Here is a 20,427-nt window from a genome sequence, read left to right on the forward strand (position 1 = left end):
GATGACCGGCAGTGACAGCGGGCTGACCGGAGGACCGGTCGTCCCCGTGGGCGAGCCGTCCGGCGGCCGCCCGCGGGGCGCCCGGATCCGCGGTCACCAGTGGCGCGAGTCGCGCTTCGGCCTGGCGCTGATCTCGCCGACCGTCGTCGTGGTCGTCGTCCTGGTCGTGCTGCCGATCCTCTGGACGGTCGTGCTGGCCTTCCAGGACCTGCGGCTGATCCGGCTGAGAAGCGCGGGGCTGTTCGGCGACTACACGCTCGACAACTTCGTCGACGTGTTCACCTCGCCCGGCTTCTGGAGCTCGCTGGTCACCACGCTCGTCTACGCCACCGGCGGCACGGTGGCGGCGATCGGGCTGGGCCTGGTCGCGGCGCTGGCCCTGCGCGCCCCCTTCCGCGGCCGCACGTTCGTCCGGGCGTCGCTGCTGCTGCCCTACGTGGCGCCGGTCGTGGCCGCGACGTTCGTGTGGGGCGTGATGCTCAACCCGCAGTTCGGCATCGTGAACGAGGTCGGCACCGGGCTGCTCGGCTGGGACGAGCCGATCGCCTTCCTCTCCGAGCGCCCGTGGGCCCTGCTCACGGTCATCGTCTTCGAGATGTGGCGCTCGTTCCCGTTCGCCTTCCTCTTCCTGACCGCCCGGCTGCAGGCCGCCCCCGCGACGCTGGAGGAGGCGGCCCGCGTCGACGGGGCCACGCCGACGCAGGTCTTCCGGCACGTGGTGTGGCCGCAGCTGCTGCCGACCATCGCCGTCCTGGCGCTGCTGCGCTTCATCTGGACGTTCAACAACTTCGACGACATCTACCTGCTCACCGGCGGCGGCGCCGGCACCGAGGTGATCAGCGTGCGGGTCTTCGACTACCTGGTCAGCCGCGGGGACATCGGCGCCGCCTCGGCCCAGGCGCTGGTCCTGGCCGCGGTGCTCACGGTGCTGGTCACGGTCTACTACCGGTTCGCGGCGAAGGACGAGGTGGCCTGATGGGCGGCGTCTCCACCGTCCCGGCCGACGTGCCGACCGCGCCCGGCGGGCCGCCGCCCCGCGCGCCGCGCCCGCAGGGGTGGTCGCGCTACTCGGTCGAGACGCGGGTGTTCGGGGTCCTGCGCTGGGTCGTGATCGTCTTCCTGATGCTGTTCACCCTGTTCCCCTTCTACTACATGGTGCTGCTGTCGTTCCGGGACCTGAGCTCGCTGGTCCAGGACCCCAGCCGGCTGTGGCCGACGCTCTCGGAGCTCACGGCCAGCACCTACCGGGAGGTGCTCGCCTCCACCGAGGACGGCGGGCAGGGGTTCCTCGGGTTCATCCGCAACAGCGGGCTGATCGCGCTCGGCACCGTCCTGGTGACGCTGCTGTTCGCGATCCTCGGCTCGTACGCGATCGCCCGGCTGCAGTTCCCCGGCCGGCGGCAGGTCAGCGTCCTGTTCCTGTCGGTCTACCTGTTCCCGGCCATCCTGCTGGCCGTCCCGCTGTTCGTGTTCTTCACCCGGATCGGGCTGCGGGGCTCGCTGGCCGCGCTGGTGCTGGTCTACGTCTCGCAGACGGTCGCGGTGTCGATCTACACGCTGCGCAACTACTTCCAGACCGTGCCGGCCAGCATCGAGGAGGCGGCGGCGGTCGACGGCGCCAGCCGGCTCACCATCCTGCGCAAGATCACCCTGCCGCTGGCGATGCCGGCCATCCTGTCCAACGCGCTGTTCATCTTCATGATCGCGTGGAACGAGTTCCTGTTCGCGCTGCTCTTCCTCGTCGAGGACCGCGAACGGTGGACCGTCTCGCTGGGCCTGTCCCAGCTCGCCGGCAGCATCGAGATCCCCACGACGGTCCTCATGGCGGGTTCGGTCGTGCTGACCCTCCCCATCGTCATACTGTTCTTCGCCAGCGAGCGGCTGCTGACCGGCGGCCTGACCGCCGGGGCCGAGAAGGGGTGAGGAACTGGTCGAGCGCGCCGAGCGTGCGGGGCACCTGCTCGATCTGATCCGCCGCGGCAAGGCACGCACCCGGGGTGACCTGATCGAGCTCACCGGCCTGTCCCGCTCGACCGTGGCCGCCCGCGTCGACCAGCTGGTCGACGCCGGCTACCTGCGCGAGTCGGGCCGCGAGTCCGGCGTCCGCGGCCGCCCCTCGCAGGTGCTGAGCCTCGACGGCTCCGGCGGCGTCGTGCTCGCCGCCGATCTCGGCGCCGCGCACGCGACGCTGGCCGTCTGCGACCTGGCCGGCCTCCCGCTCGCCGAGGAGGTGCACGACCTCGTCCTCGCCGACGGCCCGGAGAAGGTGCTCGCCTGGGTGGAGGACCGCTGGCGGACCATGCTCGACGGCGCCGGCGTGGCGTCCCGCCGGGTGCTCGGCCTCGGGGTCGGCGTCCCGGGCCCGGTCGACGTGGGCACCGGGACCGTCGTGCAGCACACCTCGGTCATGCCGGGCTGGCACGACCACCCGGTCCGCGACTCCCTGGCCGAGCGCTTCGGCGTCCCCTGCGTCGTCGACAACGACGCCAACGCCATGGCCTTCGGCGAGTTCCACAGCGAGCACCCCGACGCCTCCCCGCTGCTGTTCGTCAAGGTCGCGACCGGCATCGGCGCCGGCATGGTGGTCGACGGCGCGGTGCTGCGCGGCGCGGACGCCGCGGAGGGCGACATCGGCCACGTCCGGATCACCAGTCCGGAGGAGGGCCCGTTGTGCGTGTGCGGAGCGCGCGGCTGCCTCGCGGCGTCGGCGAGCGGGCGGGCGCTGGCCCGCACGCTGCGCGAGCTGGGCGTCGACGCCCCGGACACCCGGTCGGTCGTGGACCTGGCGCTGGGCGGCCACCCCGAGGCGACCCGCCTGGTCCGCGAGGCCGGGTTGATGATCGGGGACGTCCTGGCGACCGCGGTGAGCCTGCTCAACCCGCGGATCCTCGCCCTCGGCGGCGACCTCGGGCTGGCGCAGGACCACTTCGTCGGCGCCGTCCGGGAACGGCTCTACCAGCGCACCCAGCCGCAGGCCGCCCGCGGGCTGCGGGTGGTGGCCAGCGGCCTGGGCGCCCGCGCCGGGGTGGTGGGCGCCGCCCGATCGGCGCTGGAGGAGGTGCTGTCGGCCGAGGCGGTCGACCGTGCCCTCGCGGCGCGGCAGCGCGACTAGCTAGGCGACGAGGACGCGGACGCCGGTCCGCGCGGACTCGAGCGCGGCCAGCGCGACCGCGAGCGAGGCGACGCCGTCCTGGCCGGTGGCCGTGGGCGCGCCCTCGCCGCGGACGGCCGCCTCGAACGCCGCGACGGTGGCGACGCCGACCGCCGGGGCCTCGGGCAGCGCGACCTCCTCTTCGCCGGAGGGCGTGCGCACCACCAGGGACGACGGCCGGCCCGGTTCCCGCTCGGCGCGCAGCGCGGCGTCCTCGCCGAACACCTCGACTGCGCTCGCGCCGTGGGGGGTGGCGAAGGAGCACAGGAACGAGGCGAGCAGGCCGCGGGCGGTGGTCAGCACCCCGGCGACGACGTCGTCGGCGGGGTCCTCGCCCGTGCCGTGCGCCGCCGCGGCGGCCTGCACCGCGGCGACGTCGTCGTCGAGGACGAAGCGGAGCGTGTCGGCGTCGTGGACCAGCAGGTCGAGCGCCACCCCGCCGCCGGCGCCGCCCCGCAGCCGCCAGCCCTGCAGCCGCTCGGGCAGCAGGACGGCGGTGGTCGTGCGGGCCGCCCGGGGGATGCCGAGGGCGCCGGCCCGGACGAGGTCGCGGGCGGCCCGCAGCGCGGGGTCGTTGCGGCGGCCGTGGTTGGTGGCCAGCACCACCCCGGCGGCGGCCGCGGTGTCGACCATCGCGCGGGCGTCGGCGAGGGTGAGCGCGAGGGGCTTCTCGCACAGCACGTGCCGGCCGGTGCGCGCGGCGGCGATCGCCTCGGCGGCGTGCCGGTCGTTGGTGGTGCTGACGTAGACGGCGTCGACCTCGGGGTCGGCGAGCAGCGCGTCGAGGGTGTCGTGGCTGCGCTCGATGCCGTGCCGCCGCGCGTAGCCGGCGCCCCGCTCGGCCGACCGGCTGTGCACGGCGACGACGCGGCCGCCGGGCTGGGCGCGGATACCGGGGATGATCGAGCCCGCGGCGATGTCGCTCGCCCCGACCAGCCCCCACCGCACGGGCCCGACGCTAGTGGAGTGGATCCGTGCAGGTGACCCGCACGGATCCACTCCATCTCAGGCGAGCGGGCTGCGGGGGAGCAGGCGGTCGCTGACGATCCGCTTCTGGATCTCGCTGGTGCCCTCGAAGATCGTGGTGAGCCGGGCGTCGCGCCAGTGCCGCTCCACCTGCCGCTCGGTGGTGTAGCCGTTGCCGCCGTGCAGCTGCATCGCCTGGTTGGTCACCCGCACGGCCATCTCGGTGGCCTCGAGCTTCACCATCGAGGCCTCCTTCTCGCAGCGGATGCCCAGGTCGATGAGGTGGGCGACCTGCCGGTAGAAGGTCCGCGCCTGCTCGACCTGCGCGGCCATCTCGGCGACGGCGAAGCGCAGCGCCTGGAAGTCGCCGATCGGGTGGCCGAACTGCTCGCGCTCCTGCAGGTAGAGGATCGAGTCCTCGAGCGCGGCGCGGGCCAGGCCGACGGCCCGGGCGGCGGTGTGCACGCGGGCGGTGTTGAGGAACTTCTGCGCCTCGGCGAACCCGGCCTGCCTGGCCGCCTCGCCCTCCGCGTCGCTGTCCTCCCGCGCGGCCCGCGCCTCGTCGATGACGTTGTCCCTCGGGACCCGGACGCCGTCGAAGGTCAGGTCCCAGGTGAGGAAGCCGTGGTAGCCGACCTTGTCGATCGGGTAGCCGGTGAGGCCCTCCGGGAACTCGCCGCGCTCCTTCTCCAGCAGCAGGTTGACCAGGCCCTTCGAGCGGGACTCCCCCGGCCCGGGGTCGCGCTCGCGGACCAGCACCTGGATGAAGTCGGCCGCCTTCGCGTTGCCGCACCAGCGCTTGCGGCCGGTCACCACCCACTCGTCGCCGTCGAGGACGGCGCGGGTGGAGACGCCGGCGAGGTCGGACCCCGCGTCGGGTTCGGACAGCGCGATGGCGCCGATCCAGTCGCCACGGGCGCTGCGGCCCAGCAGCTCGGCGCGGCGGTCGGGGTCGGCCACCGCCGTCCCCAGGCCCTGCGAGCGGGCCAGGATGCTGGCGGTGCTCATCCAGGCGCGGGCCAGCTCCTCGGAGACCATGCAGTACTCGAAGACGCCCAGCCCCAGGCCGCCGTGCTCCTCCGGCACGGTGATGCCGAAGTAGCCGAGCTCGGCCAGCCGCCCGAGCAGGGACGCCGGGATCTCGCCCTTCCGCGGGTCCAGCTCATTCGCGACGGGCAGCACCTCCTCCACCGCGAACTGGCGGGCCTGCTCCTGCAGCTTCTCCCGCTGGGGCGTGTGCCACGGCGGCAGCAGCACCGGCGGCTGCGGCTCCCAGGTCTCGTCCGTCGAGGTCATGGCCTCGTCCTCCTCGCTGAAGACGTGATCGGCACGGGTCGTTCCCCGCGCCGGATCCGGTCACCCGTGATCGTGATCGACGCCATGCGATGACAAGTTCTTCACAGATCTATCAACAGCATGTGAGAATCGGGATCATGGCGGTGCCCGAGCGACTCGACGTGACGCTGCGGCTGGTCCGCAACGCCGGCACGGCGACGCTCGGCGACCTCGCGGCCCGGCTGGGCGTCAGCGAGATGACCGTCCGCCGCGACCTCGACCAGCTGCAGCAGCGCGGGCTGGTCCGACGTGTGCGCGGCGGCGCGGTCGCGGTCGACGCGCCGGAGAACGGCTTCGCCGCGCGGGCCGGCTGGCAGGCCGGCCTCAAGGACCGGATCGGCCGGGCCGCGGCGGAGCTGGTCGAGCCGGGCTCGACCGTGCTGCTCGACGCCGGGACGACGACGGTGCACGTCGCCCGCGCACTGGTGGACCGGGCGCCGCTGACCGTCGCCGCGCTCAGCCTGCCGGTGGCCGAGGTGCTGGCCGACCAGCCGGGCATCCGGCTGCTGGTGGTGGGCGGCGAGGTGCGCCCCGGCGAGCGCAGCATCGCCGGCCCGGCGGCGACCGCGGTGCTGGCGACGCTCTCCTTCGACGTGTTCGTGATGTCGATCGGCGGCATCACCGCCGCCGGCTGGTCGGAGTTCACGCTCGAGGACGCGGCGGTGAAGCAGGCCGGGCTGCGCGCGTCGGCGCGCACCCTCGTCGTCGCCGACGCGTCGAAGCTCGGCGTCCGCGCGTTCGCCCGCGTGGCCGACCTGGGGGCGGCCGAGCGCCTGGTGACCGACGCCAGCGCCCGCGACCCCCGCCTCACCCCCGCGGCGCAGGAGACCCTCGCCGCGCTCGACGACGCGGACGTGGAGGTCACCTGCGCATGAGCCTGATGATCCTGGTCGCCGGCCCCTACCGGAGCGGCACGGGCGACGACCCCGGGAAGATCGCGGCCAACCACCGCCGGATCCGGCAGGCGACCCTCGACCTGTTCCGGGCCGGCCACCTCGCGGTCAACGGCGAGGACCTGGCGCTGCCGCTGGCCGAGCTGGCCGGCTCCACCCGGGTGGGCGACGCCGCCTTCGACGAGGTGTTCCACCCGGTGGGCCGCCGGCTGGGGGCGCGCGTCGACGGCGTGCTGCGGCTGCCCGGGGCGTCGGTCGGCTCCGACGAGATGGTCGAGCTGGCCCGCGCCCGCGGGATCCCGGTGTGGACCGATCCCGCCGACGTGCCGGGGGCGTCGTGAGCACCCCCGGCGTCGACGTCCCCGACGCCCGCGGCCGCACGGGGCTCGACCGGGTGGGCCGCGACCTGGCCGGCAACCCCGACGTCGTGGTCCGCGACGTCGAGCTGCTGGCCAGCGGCTGGCACGTGCTGCGCCGGACGACGTTCGACCAGCGGCACCGCGACGGCCGGTGGACCACCGAGCGGCGCGAGACCTACGACCGCGGCAACGGTGCGACGGTCCTGCTCCACGACGTCGCGCGCGGGACCGTGCTGCTCACCCGCCAGTTCCGCTTCCCGGTCTACGTCAACGGCCACCCCGACGGGATGTTCGTCGAGACCGCCGCCGGGCTGCTGGACGACGACGACCCCGAGACCGCGATCCGCCGGGAGGCCGCCGAGGAGCTGGGCGTCCAGGTGGGTCCGCTGACGCTGATCTTCGCGCCGTGGACCAGCCCGGGCTCGGTGACCGAGCGGCTGTACTGCTACGCGGGGCCGTACACGCCGGCCGACCGCACCGGCGCCGGCGGCGGTCTGGCCGACGAGGGCGAGGACATCGAGGTGGTCGAGCTGCCGTTCACGACGGCGCTGGCGATGGTCGGCACCGGCGAGATCGCCGACGCCAAGACCATGCTGCTGCTCCAGTGGGCCGCCCTCTCCGGCCCCTTCTCCGCGGTCCCGGCGCCGGGAGCGGTCAGCCGCGGCGACGCCGGGCGAGCTCGACGTAGTGGTCGACCAGCGCGGCGTCGTCGACGGCGCCGGGGTTGACCGCCTTCGCCGGGTCGACGCCCTGGAACAGCCGCTTGAGCGGCACCTCCAGCCGCTTGCCGGTGCGGGTGTGTGGCACCCCGGGGACGGCGATCACCTCGTCGGGCACGTGCCGCGGGCTGGCCGTCGTCCGGATCGCCGACCTGATCTCGGCGACCAGGTCGTCGGTGAGCTCCTCCCCCGGCGCCAGCTGCACGAACAGCGGCATCCAGTAGCCGCCGTCGGGCTGCTCCACGCCGAGCACCACGCAGTCCAGGACGGCGGGGATCGACTCGACGGCGGCGTAGATGTCCGCCGTCCCCATGCGCACCCCACCGCGGTTGAGCGTGGAGTCCGACCGGCCGGTGATCACGCAGGTGCCGCGCTCGGTGAACTCCAGCCAGTCGCCGTGCCGCCAGACGCCGGGCCAGGGCTCGAAGTACGCCTCCCGGTAGCGGCTGCCGTCGGGGTCGTTCCAGAAGTACAGCGGCATCGACGGCATCGGCTCGGTGACCACCAGCTCGCCGAGCTCGCCGACCACCGGACGGCCGGCCTCGTCCCACGAGGCGACGGCGACGCCGAGGTTCGGCCGCTGCAGCTCGCCGGCGACCACCGGCAGCAGGGGTGAGCTGCCGATGAACCCGGTGGCGACGTCGGTGCCGCCCGACAGCGAGCCCAGCACGACGTCGGGCTTCACCGCCTCGTAGACCCAGCGGAACGCCGCGGCCGGCAGCGGCGACCCGGTGGACCCGATGCTGCGCAGCGCGGACAGGTCGTGGGTCTCCCCCGGCCGGATCCCCGCCTTCTCGCACGCGGTCAGGTAACCGGCGCTGGTGCCGAGGTAGGTCATGCCGGTGCGCGCGGCCAGGGCGAACTGGGCGTCGACGGCGGGGTACGCGGGGGCGCCGTCGTGCACGATCACCGTCGCGCCCGACAGCAGCGCCGACGTGGAGATGTTCCACATGATCCAGGCGGTCGAGCTGTACCAGAAGAACCGGTCGCCCGGCCCGACGTCCATCTGCAGCTGGGCCGCCTTGATCTGCTCGAGCACGACGCCGCCGTGCCCGTGGACGATCCCCTTGGGCAGCCCGGTGGTGCCCGAGGAGTAGACGATCCACAGCGGGTGGTCGAAGGGCAGCGGCGCGAACTCCGGCTCCTGCACCTCGGTCACCGCCTCGGCCCACGGCAGGGCGCCGTCGGGCACCTCGCCGGGGTGCAGCCGCGGGACGGCGATCGTCGTCCGCACGGTGGGCAGGCCCTCGCGCAGCTGCGCGACGACGTCGCGCCGGTCGTAGTCCTTGCCGTTGAAGCGGTAGCCGTCGGTGGCGACGAGGACGACGGGCTCGATCTGGGCGAAGCGGTCGAGGACGGCGCGGGTGCCGAAGTCCGGCGCGCAGGAGGACCACACCGCGCCGATCGACGCCGCCCCGAGGAACGCGACCACGGCCTCCGGCACGTTCGGCAGGTAGCCGGCGACCCGGTCGCCCGGGCGCACGCCGAGGCGGCGCAGCGTCGCGGCGAACGCGCCGACCTGCCCGCGCAGGTCGGCCCAGGTCACCTCGGCCGGCCCGGCGTCCTCGCTGGTCACGATCAGCGCCGTGCCCTCGTGGCGCAGCGCCTGCTCGGCGTAGTTGAGCGTGCGGCCGGGGAACCAGACGGCGCCGGGCATCCGGCGGTCGGCGAGCACCTCGTCGTCCCGGACGCCGGGCAGCACGCCGCTCCAGTCGGCCACCTCGGCCCAGAACGCGTCGAGGTGCTCGACCGACCAGCGCCACAGCGCGTCGTAGTCGGGCGGATCGCCGAAGTCGAGTCCGCGCCGCTCCGCGACGCGGGCGGCGAAGCGGGCGATGCGGCTGGCACGGGCCAACTCCGGGGTCGGCCGCCACAGCACCTCGGGCGCGTCGGTCACGCCCGCACGATGCCATCATGTGTCGCCCGTCGACATCCCGATGGCGGCCCCGCGCGAGGAGCGCCCGTGACCGAGCAGCGCAACGTCCTCGGCGACCCCCTGCAGCCGTGCGGCACCGACCCGGTCACCGGCTTCTACCGCGACGGGCTGTGCTCCAGCGGGCTCGAGGACCTGGGCAGCCACACCGTCTGCGTCGTCGTCTCGGCCGAGTTCCTCGCCATGCAGCGCGAGCTGGGCAACGACCTGACCACGCCGCGGCCGGAGTTCGCCTTCCCCGGGCTGCGGCCGGGCGACCGGTGGTGCGTGGTGGCGGCGCGGTGGCTGCAGGCCTACCAGGCGGGCACGGCCGCCGGCGTCGTCCTGGCCGCCACCAACGAGCGCGCGCTCGAGGTCGTGCCGCTCGAGGCGCTGCGGCAGCACGCCGTCGACGTGCCCGACGACGCCAGCAGCCTGGAATAGCCGTGCCGGTCGAGGTGCTGCGCCGGGCATGAGCGACCTCCTCGACGTGCCCGTGACCACGCTGCAGGGCGAGCAGACGACGTTCGGCGAGCTGACGGGCGGCCGCCCGGCGCTGGTCGTGAACGTGGCCAGCCGGTGCGGCCTGACCCCGCAGTACACGCAGCTCGAGGCACTGCAGGAGGAGTACGGGCCGCGCGGGTTCACCGTCGTCGGCTTCCCGTGCAACCAGTTCCTGGGTCAGGAGCCCGGCAGCGCCGAGGAGATCGCCGCCTTCTGCTCCGCGACCTACGGCGTCACCTTCCCGCTGACCGAGAAGATCGAGGTCAACGGCGACGGCGCGCACCCGGTCTACCAGCGGCTGACCGGCAGCACCGACGCGTCCGGCGAGGCCGGCGACGTCCAGTGGAACTTCGAGAAGTTCCTCGTCGACGCCCGGGGCGAGGTCGTCGCGCGGTTCCGCCCGAAGACGCAGCCCGACGCCCCCGAGGTCCGCACCGCGATCGAGTCGCTGCTCGCCTGACGCCGCCGCACGCGGTTCGCTGGGGCGGCCCGTGGGCAGGCCTCCCGGCGTGACCGACGCCGATCTGCACTTCTACTTCGACCCCGTCTGCCCGTTCGCCTGGATGACGTCGAAGTGGGTGCGGCTGGTGGCGGCACGCCGCGACCACGAGGTGGACTGGCGGTTCGTCTCCCTGCGGCTGCTCAACGCCCACGTCGACTACGACGCCCACTTCCCACCCGAGTACGAGGCCGGCCACACCGCCGGCCTGCGGCTGCTGCGGGTCGCGGCCCGCACGCGGGCCGAGCACGGGCGCGACGCCGTGGGCCGCCTGTACGAGGTCCTGGGCCGGCACGTCTTCGAGGTGGACCGCGGCGAGTGGCGGGCGGGGGAGCAGCGGGACACCCCCGGGTTCGTCGCGCCGGCGCTCGCCGAGGCCGGCCTGCCGGCGGAGCTGGCCGGCGCGCTGCTCGACGAGGCGTGGGACGCGGAGATCCGCGCCGAGACCGACGAGGCGCTGGGCCTCACCGGCAAGGACGTCGGGACACCGATCCTGCACTTCCGCCCCCCGGACGGCGTGGCGTTCTTCGGCCCGGTCATCAGCCGGCTGCCGGACGAGGACGACGCCGTCGAGCTGTGGGACCACGTGGTCGCGCTCGCCGGCTTCCCCGGGTTCGCGGAGCTGAAGCGCAGCCTGCGGGAGCGGCCGCAGCTGCCGGCGTTCGGCGTCCGACCCGGCGAGGTCGGGCGCGAGGAGGACTGGCACGGCGGTAGCCGCCGCCGCAAGCGCTGAGCGGCGCTCCCTGGGCTCTGCGCCCGCCGTTCAGCGCGCGGGCACGGGGTCGGGGATCTCCACGACCGCCTCCGGCGACCGCTCGCCCAGCCGGACCAGCACGATGCCGGCGAGCACCACCGCGCCCCCGGCCAGCTGCAGCGGGCCGGGCCGCTGCCCCAGCGCCAGCCAGGCGAACAGCACGGCGAACAGCACCTCGGTCAGCCCGACGAAGGAGGCCAGGCGCGCCCCGAGGCGCTGGACGGCGGCCACGCCGAGCACGTAGGCGAGGGCCGCGGCGACGAGCCCCAGGCCGAGGACGGGCACCAGCCACGACGTCCGCTGCCCCGCCAGCTCCACCGGCGCGCCGGTCACCGCCCACGGGACGACCCCGACCAGCCCGGCCAGGCCGAGGACGACCGCGCCGACCGCCATCCCGGCCCACGAGGTGACCAGCGGCGGGAGCGCGTCGTCGGTGCGGGCGGACACGACGAAGTAGACGGCCAGCCCGACGGCGGCGACCAGGCCCCACACGACGCCGACGGGGTCGACGCGCACGTCACCGAGCACGTCGAGGACCAGCGCCAGGCCGGCCACCGCGACCGCGACCCCGACCAGCGTCGTCGTCGACGGCCGGCGGCCGGAGCGCAGCCACGTCCACAGGACGACGAGGACGACGCCGGAGTACTCCAGCAGCAGCGCGACGCCCACCGACAGGCGGGACACCGCCAGGAAGTACGCCAGCTGGCAGCCGGCCACCGCGACGAGGCCGAACGCCAGCACCGCCGGGACGTTGCGCAGCAGCAGCGGCCACCGGCCCCGCAGCAGCAGGACCGCCGGGACGGTCAGCGCCAGGGCCGCGACGGCGACGCGCACGGTGACCGCCGAGGCCGCCGACCACCCGCTGTCGAGCAGCGACCGGGCCAGCACCCCCGACGTCCCGAAGGCCGCGCCGGAGCCGACCGCCATGGCCAGTCCCGACCAGCCGCGCACCCGGGCCATGCCGCGCTCCTCATGTCAGGGGCTAACCGACGTACGATCCTGACACGTCGCACGCTAGCAGATGTCAGGAGCAACCGTGCCGTTCGCCCATGACACCGAGGTCGGCCTCGCCGCGGCCGCCGCGCTGGTCAACACGGCCGGCTCCGCCGGCGAGCAGCTGCCCGACCCGGCCGCCCTGGCCCGGTTCCTCGACCGGTGGGAGTGGACCGGCGCGATCCGCGGCGACGAGGCCGAGGTGGCCGAGATCCGGCGGCTGCGGCCGCAGCTGCGCCGGCTGTGGTCCGGCGACGTCGACGAGGTCGTCGCCGTCGTCAACCGGCTGCTCCGCGACGCGCGGGCGCTGCCCCAGCTGGTCCGGCACGGCGGCTGGCCCTACCACCTGCACGCGACCGACCCGGACGCGCCGCTGGCCGACCGGATGGCCGTCGAGGCCGCCCTCGCCGTGGCCGACCTCGTCCGGGCGGGCGAGCTGGACCGGCTGCGCACCTGCGCCCGCGACGGCTGCGGCGACGTGCTCGTGGACCTGACGCGCAACCGGTCCCGCCGCTTCTGCGACGGGGCGTGCGCCAACCGGGAGCACGTGGCCGCCTACCGTGCCCGTCGCGCGGCGGGCAACGACCTCGTCAGCTGAGACGCCCGATCGCTACGATCCGAGTGCTGCACGGCCCTCCGGACGACGGGATCCGCACATGACCACCACCGAGCAGGACGTCACGACCGGCGGTTCGCCCGTCGGCCCGGGCGCCGCCGACAACCTGTGGCTGCACTTCTCGCGGATGGGCGCCTACGCCGACGCCCCGCCGCCGGTGATCGTCCGCGGCGAGGGCGCACGGATCTTCGACGACCGCGGCCGCAGCTACCTCGACGGGCTGGCCGGGCTGTTCGTCGTCCAGGCGGGCCACGGCCGCAGGGTGCTCGCCGAGGCCGCGGCGAAGCAGGCCGCGCAGCTGGCCTTCTTCCCCCTCTGGTCCTACGCCCACCCGGCCGCGATCGAGCTGTCGCAGCGGCTCGCGGCCGCGGCGCCCGGCGACCTGAACCGGGTCTTCTTCACCACCGGCGGCGGCGAGGCCGTCGAGACCGCCTGGAAGGCCGCCAAGCAGTACTTCAAGCTCGTCGGCAAGCCGCTCAAGACCAAGGTCATCAGCCGCGCGGTGGCCTACCACGGCACCACCCAGGGCGCGCTGTCGATCACCGGGCTGCCGGCGCTCAAGGCCGACTTCGAGCCGCTGGTGCCGGGCACGTTCCGGGTGCCGAACACGAACATCTACCGGGCGCCGGTGTTCGGCGACGACCCCAAGGCCTTCGGCCGCTGGGCCGCCGACCAGATCGAGCAGGCGATCCTCTTCGAGGGCCCCGAGACGGTCGCCGCCGTCTTCCTCGAGCCGGTGCAGAACGCCGGCGGCTGCTTCCCTCCCCCACCCGGTTACTTCGAGCGGGTCCGCGAGATCTGCGACCGGCACGACGTCCTGCTCGTCAGCGACGAGGTGATCTGCGCCTTCGGCCGGCTCGGCACGACGTTCGCCTGCGACAAGTTCGGCTACGTGCCCGACATGATCACCTGCGCCAAGGGCATGACGTCGGGCTACTCGCCGATCGGCGCGATGATCGCCTCCGACCGGGTCATGGAGCCGTTCCTGCAGGGAGCGACCAGCTTCCCGCACGGCTACACGTTCGGCGGCCACCCCGTCTCGGCCGCCGTCGCGCTGGCCAACCTCGACATCTTCGACGACGAGCAGCTCAACCGGCACGTGCTCGAGACCGAGGGCGCCTTCCGCACCACGCTGGAGAAGCTCCTCGACCTGCCGATCGTCGGCGACGTCCGCGGCGACGGGTTCTTCTACGGCATCGAGCTGGTCAAGGACCAGACGACCAAGGAGACCTTCGACGACGCCGAGTCCGAGCGGCTGCTGCGCGGGTTCCTGTCCGGGGCGCTGTTCGACGCCGGCCTCTACTGCCGCGCCGACGACCGCGGCGACCCCGTCATCCAGCTCGCCCCGCCGCTGATCTGCGGCCAGGCCGAGTTCGACGAGATGGAGCAGGTCCTGCGCTCGGTCCTGACGGAGGCCTGGACCCGCCTGTAGCCGGCGACATCGGCGCTCTCGCACGCTTTCACGGGTGGAAGCGTGCGAGAGCGCCGATCTCGCTAGTCGCGCTCGGGCGGGACGGCGAGCACCGGGCGGTCGGACAGGTGCAGCAGCTTGTGCGACACCGAGCCGAGGAACGCCCCGCGCAGGGGCGTCTCGCCGTGGGTGCCCACCACGATGACCCGCGCGTCGTGCCGGTCGGCGGCGTCGAGCAGGGCCTCCACCGGCTTGACCGGCAGCACCTCGACCACCGTGCTCACCCCGGCTGCCTCCGCCGTCCGCACGGCCTGGCCGGCGGCGGCCTGACCGATCTCGGCCAGCGCCTTGTAGTGCTCGCCGGCCTCCTCGCCGACCATGCCGGGCGGCGCGGCGCCGAACACGAGCACCAGCGGCTCGCCCAGCCGGGCGGCCAGGTCGATCGACAGGTCCAGCGCCCGCCGCGCCCCGGGGGACTCGTCGTAGCCCAGGACGATGCTCATGGGGTTCCTCTCTGCTGGGAGTTGGGGCTCACGGGGCCGGGTCCTCGACGGCGGCGCCGGAGCGGCCGGCCGCGATGTCGGCGTGCATGCGGTCCGACGTCGTCGGCCGCTCCCGCCAGAACCGGCCGTCGCGCACCCGCCAGAAGAGCATGAAGGCCACGCCGATGACGAAGATCGCGACGCCGATGACCAGCGGCGGGCCGACGCCCAGCCAGGCCGCGCCGGTGTAGGAGTTCGCCGGGTCGGCGAGGTCGCCGATCGATTCGACCAGCAGCCAGATCAGCAGCGCCGAGCCGATGACCGGGCCGACGCCGATCAGCAGGAAGTCCTTGACGCTGCGGGTCAGCTCGCGGCGGTAGAAGACGGCGCAGGCGATGCCGGTCAGCGAGTAGTAGAAGGCGATCAGCAGCGACAGCGCGGTCAGCGAGTCGAACAGCGCGTTCTCGCTGATCCAGCTGACCAGCAGGTACCAGCCGATCGCGATGCCGGCGACCCACCAGGTGGAGACGTCGGGGGTGCGGAAGCGCGGGTGGATGCGCGCCAGGCCGTGCGGCAGGGCGTGCCGCCGGGCCATCGACAGGCCGGTGCGCGAGGCAGGCAGGATCGTCGTCTGCGTGGAGGCGACCGCCGAGGTCGCGACCGCGAGCAGCAGCACCCAGTCCCAGCCGCCGAGCACGTCACCTGCCAGCAGCGCGAAGATGAAGTCCTCCTCGGCGGCGTTGGCCTCGAGGTAGCCCGGTCCCGCGAAGATCAGGACGGCGTAGGCGACCCCCAGGTACGTGACCAGCAGGACGACGGTCGAGACGATCGCCGCGCGCCCGGGGGTGGACGACGAGTCCTTGGTCTCCTCCGTGAGGTTGACCGCCGACTCCCAGCCCCAGTAGATGAACACGCCGAGCAGCAGGCCGCCGGTGAGCGCCGCCCCGCCGGCGCCGAACGGGTTGAGCCAGCTCCACTCCGGCGACAGGCCCCCGCCCTCGACGGCGTCGCCGGACAGGCCCTTCACGATGGCGACCACGGCGAACACCAGCAGGCTGAGGATCTGCAGGATGATCAGCACGTTCTGCAGCCGGGCGCTGATCTCGGTGCCGAGCACGCAGACCGCCGTCATCACGAGGATCAGCAGCACGGAGAGCGCGCGCAGGACGAACGTGTTCTCCGCCAGGCCGTCCAGCTGCAGGGCCAGGAGGCCGTAGCGGACGCCGACCTCGGCCAGCGAGCCGATGACCAGCACGCCGGTCAGGGCGATCGCCCAGCCGCCGAGCCAGCCGACCCAGGGCCCCATCGCCCGGGTGACCCAGGAGAACGTCGTCCCGCAGTCCTGGTCGGCCCGGTTGAGGTAGTAGAAGGCCGACGCGATGAGCAGCATCGGCACGAACGACGCCAGGAAGACGCCGGGCGCGTTGACCCCGACCAGCGCCACCACGGCGCCGATCACCGCGGCCAGGGAGTAGGCCGGCGAGGTCGACGCGAGGCCGATGACCAGGGCGTCGACGAAGCCGATCGCGTTGTGCCGGAGCTCGGCGGGGGCCTCCGCCTGCGTGTGCTGCTGGCTCATCCGACGGTTATCGCAGCCAAACGCTCCGTACGCAAGCATTCCGCGTGCTACGACTGTGCATCACCACGGAAAGCAACGGAGGAGAACGATGCGCATCCTGCTGGTCGGCGCCGGCGGCGTCGGCGGCGCGGTCACCGCGATCGCGGCCCGCCGCGACTTCTTCGAGGCGATGGTGGTGGCCGACTACGACCCGGCCCGGGCGGAGAAGGCGGTCGCCGCGGTGGCCGACCCCCGGTTCACCGCGGCCCGGGTCGACGCCTCCGACGAGGCCGCCGTCCGCGCGCTGCTGGCCGAGCACCGCTGCGACGTCCTGCTCAACGCGACCGACCCCCGGTTCGTGATGCCGCTGTTCCGGGCCGCGCTGGAGGCGGGGGCGACGTACCTGGACATGGCGATGTCGCTGTCCCGGCCGCACCCCGAGCGGCCGTACGAGCTGACCGGGGTCAAGCTCGGCGACGAGCAGTTCGCGCTGGCCGGCGAGTGGGAGGCGCGCGGGCAGCTGGCGCTCGTCGGCATCGGCGTGGAGCCCGGGCTCTCCGACGTCTTCGCCCGCTACGCGGCCGACCACCTGTTCTCGTCCATCGACGAGCTGGGCGTGCGGGACGGGGCGGACCTGTCCGTCCGCGGGTACGACTTCGCGCCGTCCTTCAGCATCTGGACGACGATCGAGGAGTGCCTGAACCCGCCGGTGGTGTGGGAGAAGGACAAGGGCTGGTTCACCACCGCGCCGTTCAGCGAGCCGGAGGTCTTCGACTTCCCCGAGGGCATCGGGCCGGTCGAGTGCGTCAACGTGGAGCACGAGGAGGTGCTCCTCATGCCGCGTTGGGTCGACGCCCGGCGGGTGACCTTCAAGTACGGCCTCGGCGAGGAGTTCATCGACGTCCTCAAGACCCTGCACAAGCTCGGGCTGGACTCCACGACGCCGGTGCGGGTCGGGGGCGTGGAGGTCTCACCGCGCGACGTCGTCGCCGCCTGCCTGCCCGATCCGGCGGGCCTGGGCGAGCTGATGGAGGGCAAGACCTGCGCAGGGCTGTGGGTGCGCGGCACCGGGACCGACGGCCGGCCGCGCGAGGTCTACCTCTACCACGTGGTCGACAACGCCTGGTCGATGGGCGAGTACGGCGCCCAGGCGGTGGTCTGGCAGACCGCGGTCAACCCGGTCGTGGCGATGGAGCTGCTGGCCACCGGCGCCTGGCAGGGCAGCGGCGTGCTCGGCCCGGAGGCGCTCGACGCGGTGCCGTTCCTCGACCTGCTCACCGCCTACGGCTCACCGTGGGGGATGCGCGAGGGCGGCTGACCCCGCGGCAGTGAGCACGCGCGGGCCGTCGTCGGTGACGGCGACGGTGTGCTCGACGTGCGCGGCGCGGCTGCCGTCGGAGGTCCGCACGCCCCAGCCGTCGTCATCGATCCACGAGGTGTCGTCGCCGCCGGCCATGAACCACGGCTCGATGGCGATGACCAGGCCGGCGCGCAGCCGCAGGCCCCGGCCGGCGCGGCCCTCGTTGGGGACGTGCGGCTCCTCGTGCATGCGGCGGCCGACGCCGTGCCCGCCGTGGGAGGGGTCGATGCCGACGCCGGCGGCGCGGCCCTCGGCGGCGATCGCGGCCGAGACGTCCCCGAGGCGGCCACCGGGCACCGCCGCGGCGATGCCGGCCGCGAGCGCCCGCTCGGCGGTGTCGATCAGGGCGAGGTCCGCCGGGGCGCCCGTCCCGACGGTCAGCGAGATCGCCGAGTCGCCGACCCAGCCGTCGAGGACGGCGCCGGCGTCGATGCTGAGCAGGTCGCCCTCGGCCAGCCGCCGGGCCGACGGGATGCCGTGCAGCGCGACGTCGTTCACCGAGGTGCAGATGACGCCGGGGTACGGCGGCATCGAGCGGTGCGGCTGGTAGCCCAGGAACGGCGACGTCGCGCCCGCGTCGGCGAGGACGCTGCGGGCGAGGTCGTCGAGCTCGCGCAGCCGCACCCCCGGGACGACGGCGGCGCGCGCCGCGGCCAGCACCCGGGCGACCACCTCCCCCGCCGCGCGCATCGCGTCGATCTCGCCGGGTGTCCGCAGCTCGACCATGACCGTCCCTCCGGGGTGGTATTCCTATCCCGGTATTAGTATCACGGCATGGTCCGACCGCCGCTCACGGCCGCCGAACGCGAACGCGGCCGCCGGCTGGGCGCCCTGCTGCGCGCGGCCCGTGGCGGACGCAGCCCGGCCGAGATCTCGGCGGCGTCCGGCGTGAGCCTCGAGGCGCTGCGCAAGATCGAGACCGGCCGCGTGCCCACGCCGGCCTTCTTCACCGTCGCGGCGCTGGCCCGCGCCCTGGACCTCCCGCTGGAGCACCTCGCCACGCTCGACGAGCCGGCCGGGGGGTCCCTGGCCTCCTGACCCAGGAGGATGACGTTCCCGCGGCGAGGGCCTCGTCGAGCACGTCGAGGCGCCAGCGAGGGCGTGTCAGGGCGTGGGCGGGGATATCGACCGACGCAAGAGCCGGAACTCCTCCTGGAGCTTGTCGATAGCGCCCATGACCTTCTGCCTCCAGGCGGCGAACTCCTCCGGGGACACGTCGTGCGGCTGAGTCGCACCGCTGGGTGACAGCACCTCGATCGCCTCTTGGATGCGCTCCAGCGGCCCGTTGACCCGGTCCCGGACCTCCGGGTTGTCCGCGCCGTAGCCGGCGATCCGTTCGCGCAGGGCTTTCATGCGCTCTGCTGCGTCGCGCGCCCTGGCCGAGCCCCACCGCACGTCCGGCCCCAGCTCGCGGATCTGCTGGCGGAGCTGCCCGACGTTGCGGAACGCCTGCCGCAGCCAGTCCGGGATGCTGCTCGTGGATCCCAGGCTCGACAGGTAGCGGTCGATCTGCCCTTCGTTCAGGACGAGAGGGGCCACATCCTCGGAGCGCAGAAAGGCCGAGAGTTCGGCCGGGAGCACGGCGAGGTGCGGCCAGAGGTTCTCCAGCGCGTGGTCGTCCGATGGCTCGGGGCCATCCCCGCGGTACACCTTCAGCGCCGCCAGGAATACGTCCGGTTCTGCCAGGAGCACGTCACGCACGGTCTCCCAGTCCGGTCGGAACTCTAGGACCTGCAGCGCCAGCAGGGCTTCGGGGTCGAGGTCGTCCTGGACCATGCGCTGGAGTGTGTAGGCGTTGACGAAGCGCTTGACCTGCCGGGGATTGACGCGTCCCTCCGCCGCGACGTGGACGAGGTATCGGCGCACCCGCCCGCCCTCTTCCAGGTCGCGCTTCTGCTCCTCGCTCAGCTGCACGTTGTAGATCACCCAATCCAGCAACTCACCGAGTTGGGCAGGGGCCATCTCGGGGAGACTGCACTGCACCTGGATGATCTTTTTCACGTAGTCACGCTCGAGCTGCTTCGCGTAGTCACGCTCGGGCTTCCTGACGGCGGCGGCCTCATCGCCGCCGTCCGTCGGGAACTCCTCCTGGAACTTGACCCGGACGGCGCGCTCGATCACCCGTGGGTCCATGCCCACCACGAAGACGAATCCCGGCAGGTCGAAGAACAGCTTCATCGACTCGATGACGCTCAGCGCGCTGGCCGGGAGACAGCGGTCGAGGTCGTCGACGAAGACCACGATCCGGGTGAACTGCGATGCCTCGACCAGCTCGAACGCCGCCTGCAGCTCCGAGAACGCCGCGTAGTACACCGACTGCGGTGAGGCCGGCTCGTCGGCCGTCCCGGCCTTCAGCGTCTCCAGCACCCGGTCGGCGTCGACCCCGATCGTCATAGCGCCAGGAACACCCACCTGGACGGACAGCCCCCGCGCGAGCGCACGGACGACCCGGCCGATCCGCCGGGCGATGTTCTCGGCCGGACCGCGCTCCTGGGGATGGGCATCGGCCCAGGCGGTCAGGCAGGCCCGGATCGTGTCCAGCAGAGGCAGGACGATGTGCGGCTCGCGCTCGTACTGCCAGGCGTTGAACGGGACGACGACCGCGCGGTCCCGGTCGATCCGCGCGGCCAGGCTCTCCATCAGCGTGCTCTTGCCGCTGCCCCAGCTACCGAAGATGCCCACGGCAAAGCGGGGCTCGCTGTTCTGGACGATCGCGGCCAGCGCCTCCGCGATCCTGTCGTAGCCGAGCGTCGGGTTCGCCGCGGGGACGTCGAGGAGGATGTGGCCCACGTACGGCGGGGCGATGGTGGCGGCGGTCATGTGCGCCCTCCTCCCGGGGCGGCCCACGGACGCGCGCCGCGGGCCCGGAAGGCCAGTGTCGCCGGGGCGCGTCACCGCGGCGTCACGGTGCGCGG

At 73.8% G+C, this 20,427-nt stretch carries 21 protein-coding genes; 13 read left to right on the top strand and 8 right to left on the bottom strand.

The annotated features are described in order from the left end of the window. Nucleotide 1: 1 nt before the first annotated feature. The 3 genes from ACI797_RS19485 to ACI797_RS19495 are packed head-to-tail and all read left to right on the top strand — an operon-like array spanning nt 2 to nt 3,112. Nucleotides 2-976 (top strand): carbohydrate ABC transporter permease, encoded by a 975-nt coding sequence (locus ACI797_RS19485; protein WP_456860509.1) that lies wholly within the window; start codon nt 2-4, stop codon nt 974-976. Next, the gene (locus ACI797_RS19490; RefSeq protein ID WP_456860511.1) at nt 976-1,923 is read left to right on the top strand and encodes a carbohydrate ABC transporter permease; all 948 of its coding nucleotides are present in this window, start codon (nt 976-978) and stop codon (nt 1,921-1,923) included. The genes ACI797_RS19485 and ACI797_RS19490 overlap by 1 nt, the downstream gene beginning before the upstream one ends. A 4-nt stretch (nt 1,924-1,927) precedes the next feature. Next, a complete protein-coding gene (locus tag ACI797_RS19495; protein WP_456860647.1) occupies nt 1,928-3,112 on the top strand; it encodes an ROK family protein in 1,185 nt (394 codons plus the stop codon). On the opposite strand, the gene ACI797_RS19500 is transcribed toward ACI797_RS19495, so the two are convergent. Both ACI797_RS19500 and ACI797_RS19505 read right to left on the bottom strand, forming a co-directional pair. Then, complete coding sequence (locus ACI797_RS19500; RefSeq protein ID WP_456860512.1) at nt 3,113-4,099, bottom strand: Gfo/Idh/MocA family protein; 987 nt, start codon at nt 4,097-4,099, stop codon at nt 3,113-3,115. It lies immediately after the preceding gene. A 57-nt stretch (nt 4,100-4,156) separates the two neighbouring features. Beyond that, entirely contained in the window at nt 4,157-5,413 is a 1,257-nt protein-coding gene (locus ACI797_RS19505) for an acyl-CoA dehydrogenase family protein (RefSeq protein ID WP_456860514.1), read from the bottom strand. A gap of 137 nt (nt 5,414-5,550) precedes the next feature. On the opposite strand from ACI797_RS19505, the gene ACI797_RS19510 reads away from it, so the two are divergent. The 3 genes from ACI797_RS19510 to ACI797_RS19520 are packed head-to-tail and all read left to right on the top strand — an operon-like array spanning nt 5,551 to nt 7,432. Further along, entirely contained in the window at nt 5,551-6,327 is a 777-nt protein-coding gene (locus ACI797_RS19510; protein ID WP_456860516.1) for a DeoR/GlpR family DNA-binding transcription regulator, read from the top strand. Beyond that, nucleotides 6,324-6,686, top strand: coding sequence for a DUF4406 domain-containing protein (locus ACI797_RS19515; RefSeq protein WP_456860518.1), 363 nt, complete (start codon nt 6,324-6,326; stop codon nt 6,684-6,686). The genes ACI797_RS19510 and ACI797_RS19515 overlap by 4 nt, the downstream gene beginning before the upstream one ends. Further along, the gene (locus ACI797_RS19520; protein ID WP_456860520.1) at nt 6,683-7,432 is read left to right on the top strand and encodes an NUDIX domain-containing protein; all 750 of its coding nucleotides are present in this window, start codon (nt 6,683-6,685) and stop codon (nt 7,430-7,432) included. Before ACI797_RS19515 ends, ACI797_RS19520 begins: the two co-directional genes overlap by 4 nt. On the opposite strand, the gene ACI797_RS19525 is transcribed toward ACI797_RS19520, so the two are convergent. Then, nucleotides 7,359-9,320 carry an acetoacetate--CoA ligase gene (locus tag ACI797_RS19525; RefSeq protein ID WP_456860522.1) on the bottom strand — a complete coding sequence of 654 codons (1,962 nt, stop codon included), beginning with the start codon at nt 9,318-9,320 and terminating at the stop codon, nt 7,359-7,361. The genes ACI797_RS19520 and ACI797_RS19525 overlap by 74 nt on opposite strands. A gap of 66 nt (nt 9,321-9,386) precedes the next feature. Here ACI797_RS19525 and ACI797_RS19530 point away from each other — a divergent pair, with 66 nt between their 5' ends. Genes ACI797_RS19530 through ACI797_RS19540 form a run of 3 tightly spaced genes read left to right on the top strand, consistent with a single transcriptional unit; the run spans nt 9,387 to nt 11,071 of the window. Next, nucleotides 9,387-9,779 (top strand): DUF2237 family protein, encoded by a 393-nt coding sequence (locus ACI797_RS19530; RefSeq protein ID WP_456860523.1) that lies wholly within the window; start codon nt 9,387-9,389, stop codon nt 9,777-9,779. A gap of 28 nt (nt 9,780-9,807) precedes the next feature. After that, the gene (locus tag ACI797_RS19535; RefSeq protein WP_456860525.1) at nt 9,808-10,299 is read left to right on the top strand and encodes a glutathione peroxidase; all 492 of its coding nucleotides are present in this window, start codon (nt 9,808-9,810) and stop codon (nt 10,297-10,299) included. Nucleotides 10,300-10,348: 49 nt separating this feature from the next. After that, nucleotides 10,349-11,071: a mycothiol-dependent nitroreductase Rv2466c family protein gene (locus tag ACI797_RS19540; RefSeq protein ID WP_456860527.1), complete on the top strand. Its 723-nt coding sequence runs from the start codon at nt 10,349-10,351 to the stop codon at nt 11,069-11,071. 30 nt (nt 11,072-11,101) lie between these two features. Here the strand turns inward: ACI797_RS19540 and ACI797_RS19545 are convergent, their stop codons facing one another. Beyond that, nucleotides 11,102-12,052, bottom strand: coding sequence for an EamA family transporter (locus ACI797_RS19545; protein ID WP_456860528.1), 951 nt, complete (start codon nt 12,050-12,052; stop codon nt 11,102-11,104). Between the two features lie 76 nt (nt 12,053-12,128). On the opposite strand from ACI797_RS19545, the gene ACI797_RS19550 reads away from it, so the two are divergent. Beyond that, entirely contained in the window at nt 12,129-12,683 is a 555-nt protein-coding gene (locus ACI797_RS19550) for a CGNR zinc finger domain-containing protein (RefSeq protein WP_456860529.1), read from the top strand. Between the two features lie 58 nt (nt 12,684-12,741). Then, the gene (locus ACI797_RS19555) at nt 12,742-14,133 is read left to right on the top strand and encodes an aspartate aminotransferase family protein (RefSeq protein WP_456860531.1); all 1,392 of its coding nucleotides are present in this window, start codon (nt 12,742-12,744) and stop codon (nt 14,131-14,133) included. 62 nt (nt 14,134-14,195) lie between these two features. Here the strand turns inward: ACI797_RS19555 and ACI797_RS19560 are convergent, their stop codons facing one another. Both ACI797_RS19560 and ACI797_RS19565 read right to left on the bottom strand, forming a co-directional pair. Continuing rightward, nucleotides 14,196-14,615, bottom strand: coding sequence for a universal stress protein (locus ACI797_RS19560; RefSeq protein ID WP_456860533.1), 420 nt, complete (start codon nt 14,613-14,615; stop codon nt 14,196-14,198). A gap of 28 nt (nt 14,616-14,643) precedes the next feature. Then, entirely contained in the window at nt 14,644-16,173 is a 1,530-nt protein-coding gene (locus ACI797_RS19565; protein ID WP_456860535.1) for an APC family permease, read from the bottom strand. Between the two features lie 88 nt (nt 16,174-16,261). Here ACI797_RS19565 and ACI797_RS19570 point away from each other — a divergent pair, with 88 nt between their 5' ends. Beyond that, a complete protein-coding gene (locus ACI797_RS19570) occupies nt 16,262-17,470 on the top strand; it encodes a saccharopine dehydrogenase family protein (protein ID WP_456860537.1) in 1,209 nt (402 codons plus the stop codon). On the opposite strand, the gene map is transcribed toward ACI797_RS19570, so the two are convergent. Then, entirely contained in the window at nt 17,441-18,238 is a 798-nt protein-coding gene (map, locus tag ACI797_RS19575) for a type I methionyl aminopeptidase (RefSeq protein ID WP_456860541.1), read from the bottom strand. The genes ACI797_RS19570 and map overlap by 30 nt on opposite strands. A 48-nt stretch (nt 18,239-18,286) precedes the next feature. Here map and ACI797_RS19580 point away from each other — a divergent pair, with 48 nt between their 5' ends. Next, nucleotides 18,287-18,550, top strand: coding sequence for a helix-turn-helix domain-containing protein (locus tag ACI797_RS19580; RefSeq protein ID WP_456860543.1), 264 nt, complete (start codon nt 18,287-18,289; stop codon nt 18,548-18,550). 66 nt (nt 18,551-18,616) lie between these two features. Here ACI797_RS19580 and ACI797_RS19585 read toward each other — a convergent pair whose 3' ends face one another. Next, on the bottom strand, nt 18,617-20,332 hold the full coding sequence (locus ACI797_RS19585; protein WP_456860545.1) for a KAP family P-loop NTPase fold protein: 1,716 nt from the start codon (nt 20,330-20,332) through the stop codon (nt 18,617-18,619). Nucleotides 20,333-20,427: the final 95 nt, after the last annotated feature.

Source organism: Geodermatophilus sp. SYSU D00691 (assembly GCF_054050275.1).

Bases quoted from the DNA above. Each gene is read 5' to 3' on its own strand.
- ACI797_RS19580 (WP_456860543.1), top strand. From the start codon at position 18,287: ATGGTCCGACCGCCGCTCACGGCCGCCGAACGCGAACGCGGCCGCCGG.
- ACI797_RS19555 (WP_456860531.1), top strand. From the start codon at position 12,742: ATGACCACCACCGAGCAGGACGTCACGACCGGCGGTTCGCCCGTCGGC.
- ACI797_RS19570 (WP_456860537.1), top strand. From the start codon at position 16,262: ATGCGCATCCTGCTGGTCGGCGCCGGCGGCGTCGGCGGCGCGGTCACC.
- ACI797_RS19565 (WP_456860535.1), bottom strand. From the start codon at position 16,173: ATGAGCCAGCAGCACACGCAGGCGGAGGCCCCCGCCGAGCTCCGGCAC.
- ACI797_RS19505 (WP_456860514.1), bottom strand. From the start codon at position 5,413: ATGACCTCGACGGACGAGACCTGGGAGCCGCAGCCGCCGGTGCTGCTG.
- ACI797_RS19510 (WP_456860516.1), top strand. From the start codon at position 5,551: ATGGCGGTGCCCGAGCGACTCGACGTGACGCTGCGGCTGGTCCGCAAC.
- ACI797_RS19585 (WP_456860545.1), bottom strand. From the start codon at position 20,332: ATGACCGCCGCCACCATCGCCCCGCCGTACGTGGGCCACATCCTCCTC.
- ACI797_RS19560 (WP_456860533.1), bottom strand. From the start codon at position 14,615: ATGAGCATCGTCCTGGGCTACGACGAGTCCCCCGGGGCGCGGCGGGCG.
- ACI797_RS19545 (WP_456860528.1), bottom strand. From the start codon at position 12,052: ATGGCCCGGGTGCGCGGCTGGTCGGGACTGGCCATGGCGGTCGGCTCC.
- ACI797_RS19485 (WP_456860509.1), top strand. From the start codon at position 2: ATGACCGGCAGTGACAGCGGGCTGACCGGAGGACCGGTCGTCCCCGTG.
- map (WP_456860541.1), bottom strand. From the start codon at position 18,238: ATGGTCGAGCTGCGGACACCCGGCGAGATCGACGCGATGCGCGCGGCG.
- ACI797_RS19515 (WP_456860518.1), top strand. From the start codon at position 6,324: ATGAGCCTGATGATCCTGGTCGCCGGCCCCTACCGGAGCGGCACGGGC.
- ACI797_RS19535 (WP_456860525.1), top strand. From the start codon at position 9,808: ATGAGCGACCTCCTCGACGTGCCCGTGACCACGCTGCAGGGCGAGCAG.
- ACI797_RS19490 (WP_456860511.1), top strand. From the start codon at position 976: ATGGGCGGCGTCTCCACCGTCCCGGCCGACGTGCCGACCGCGCCCGGC.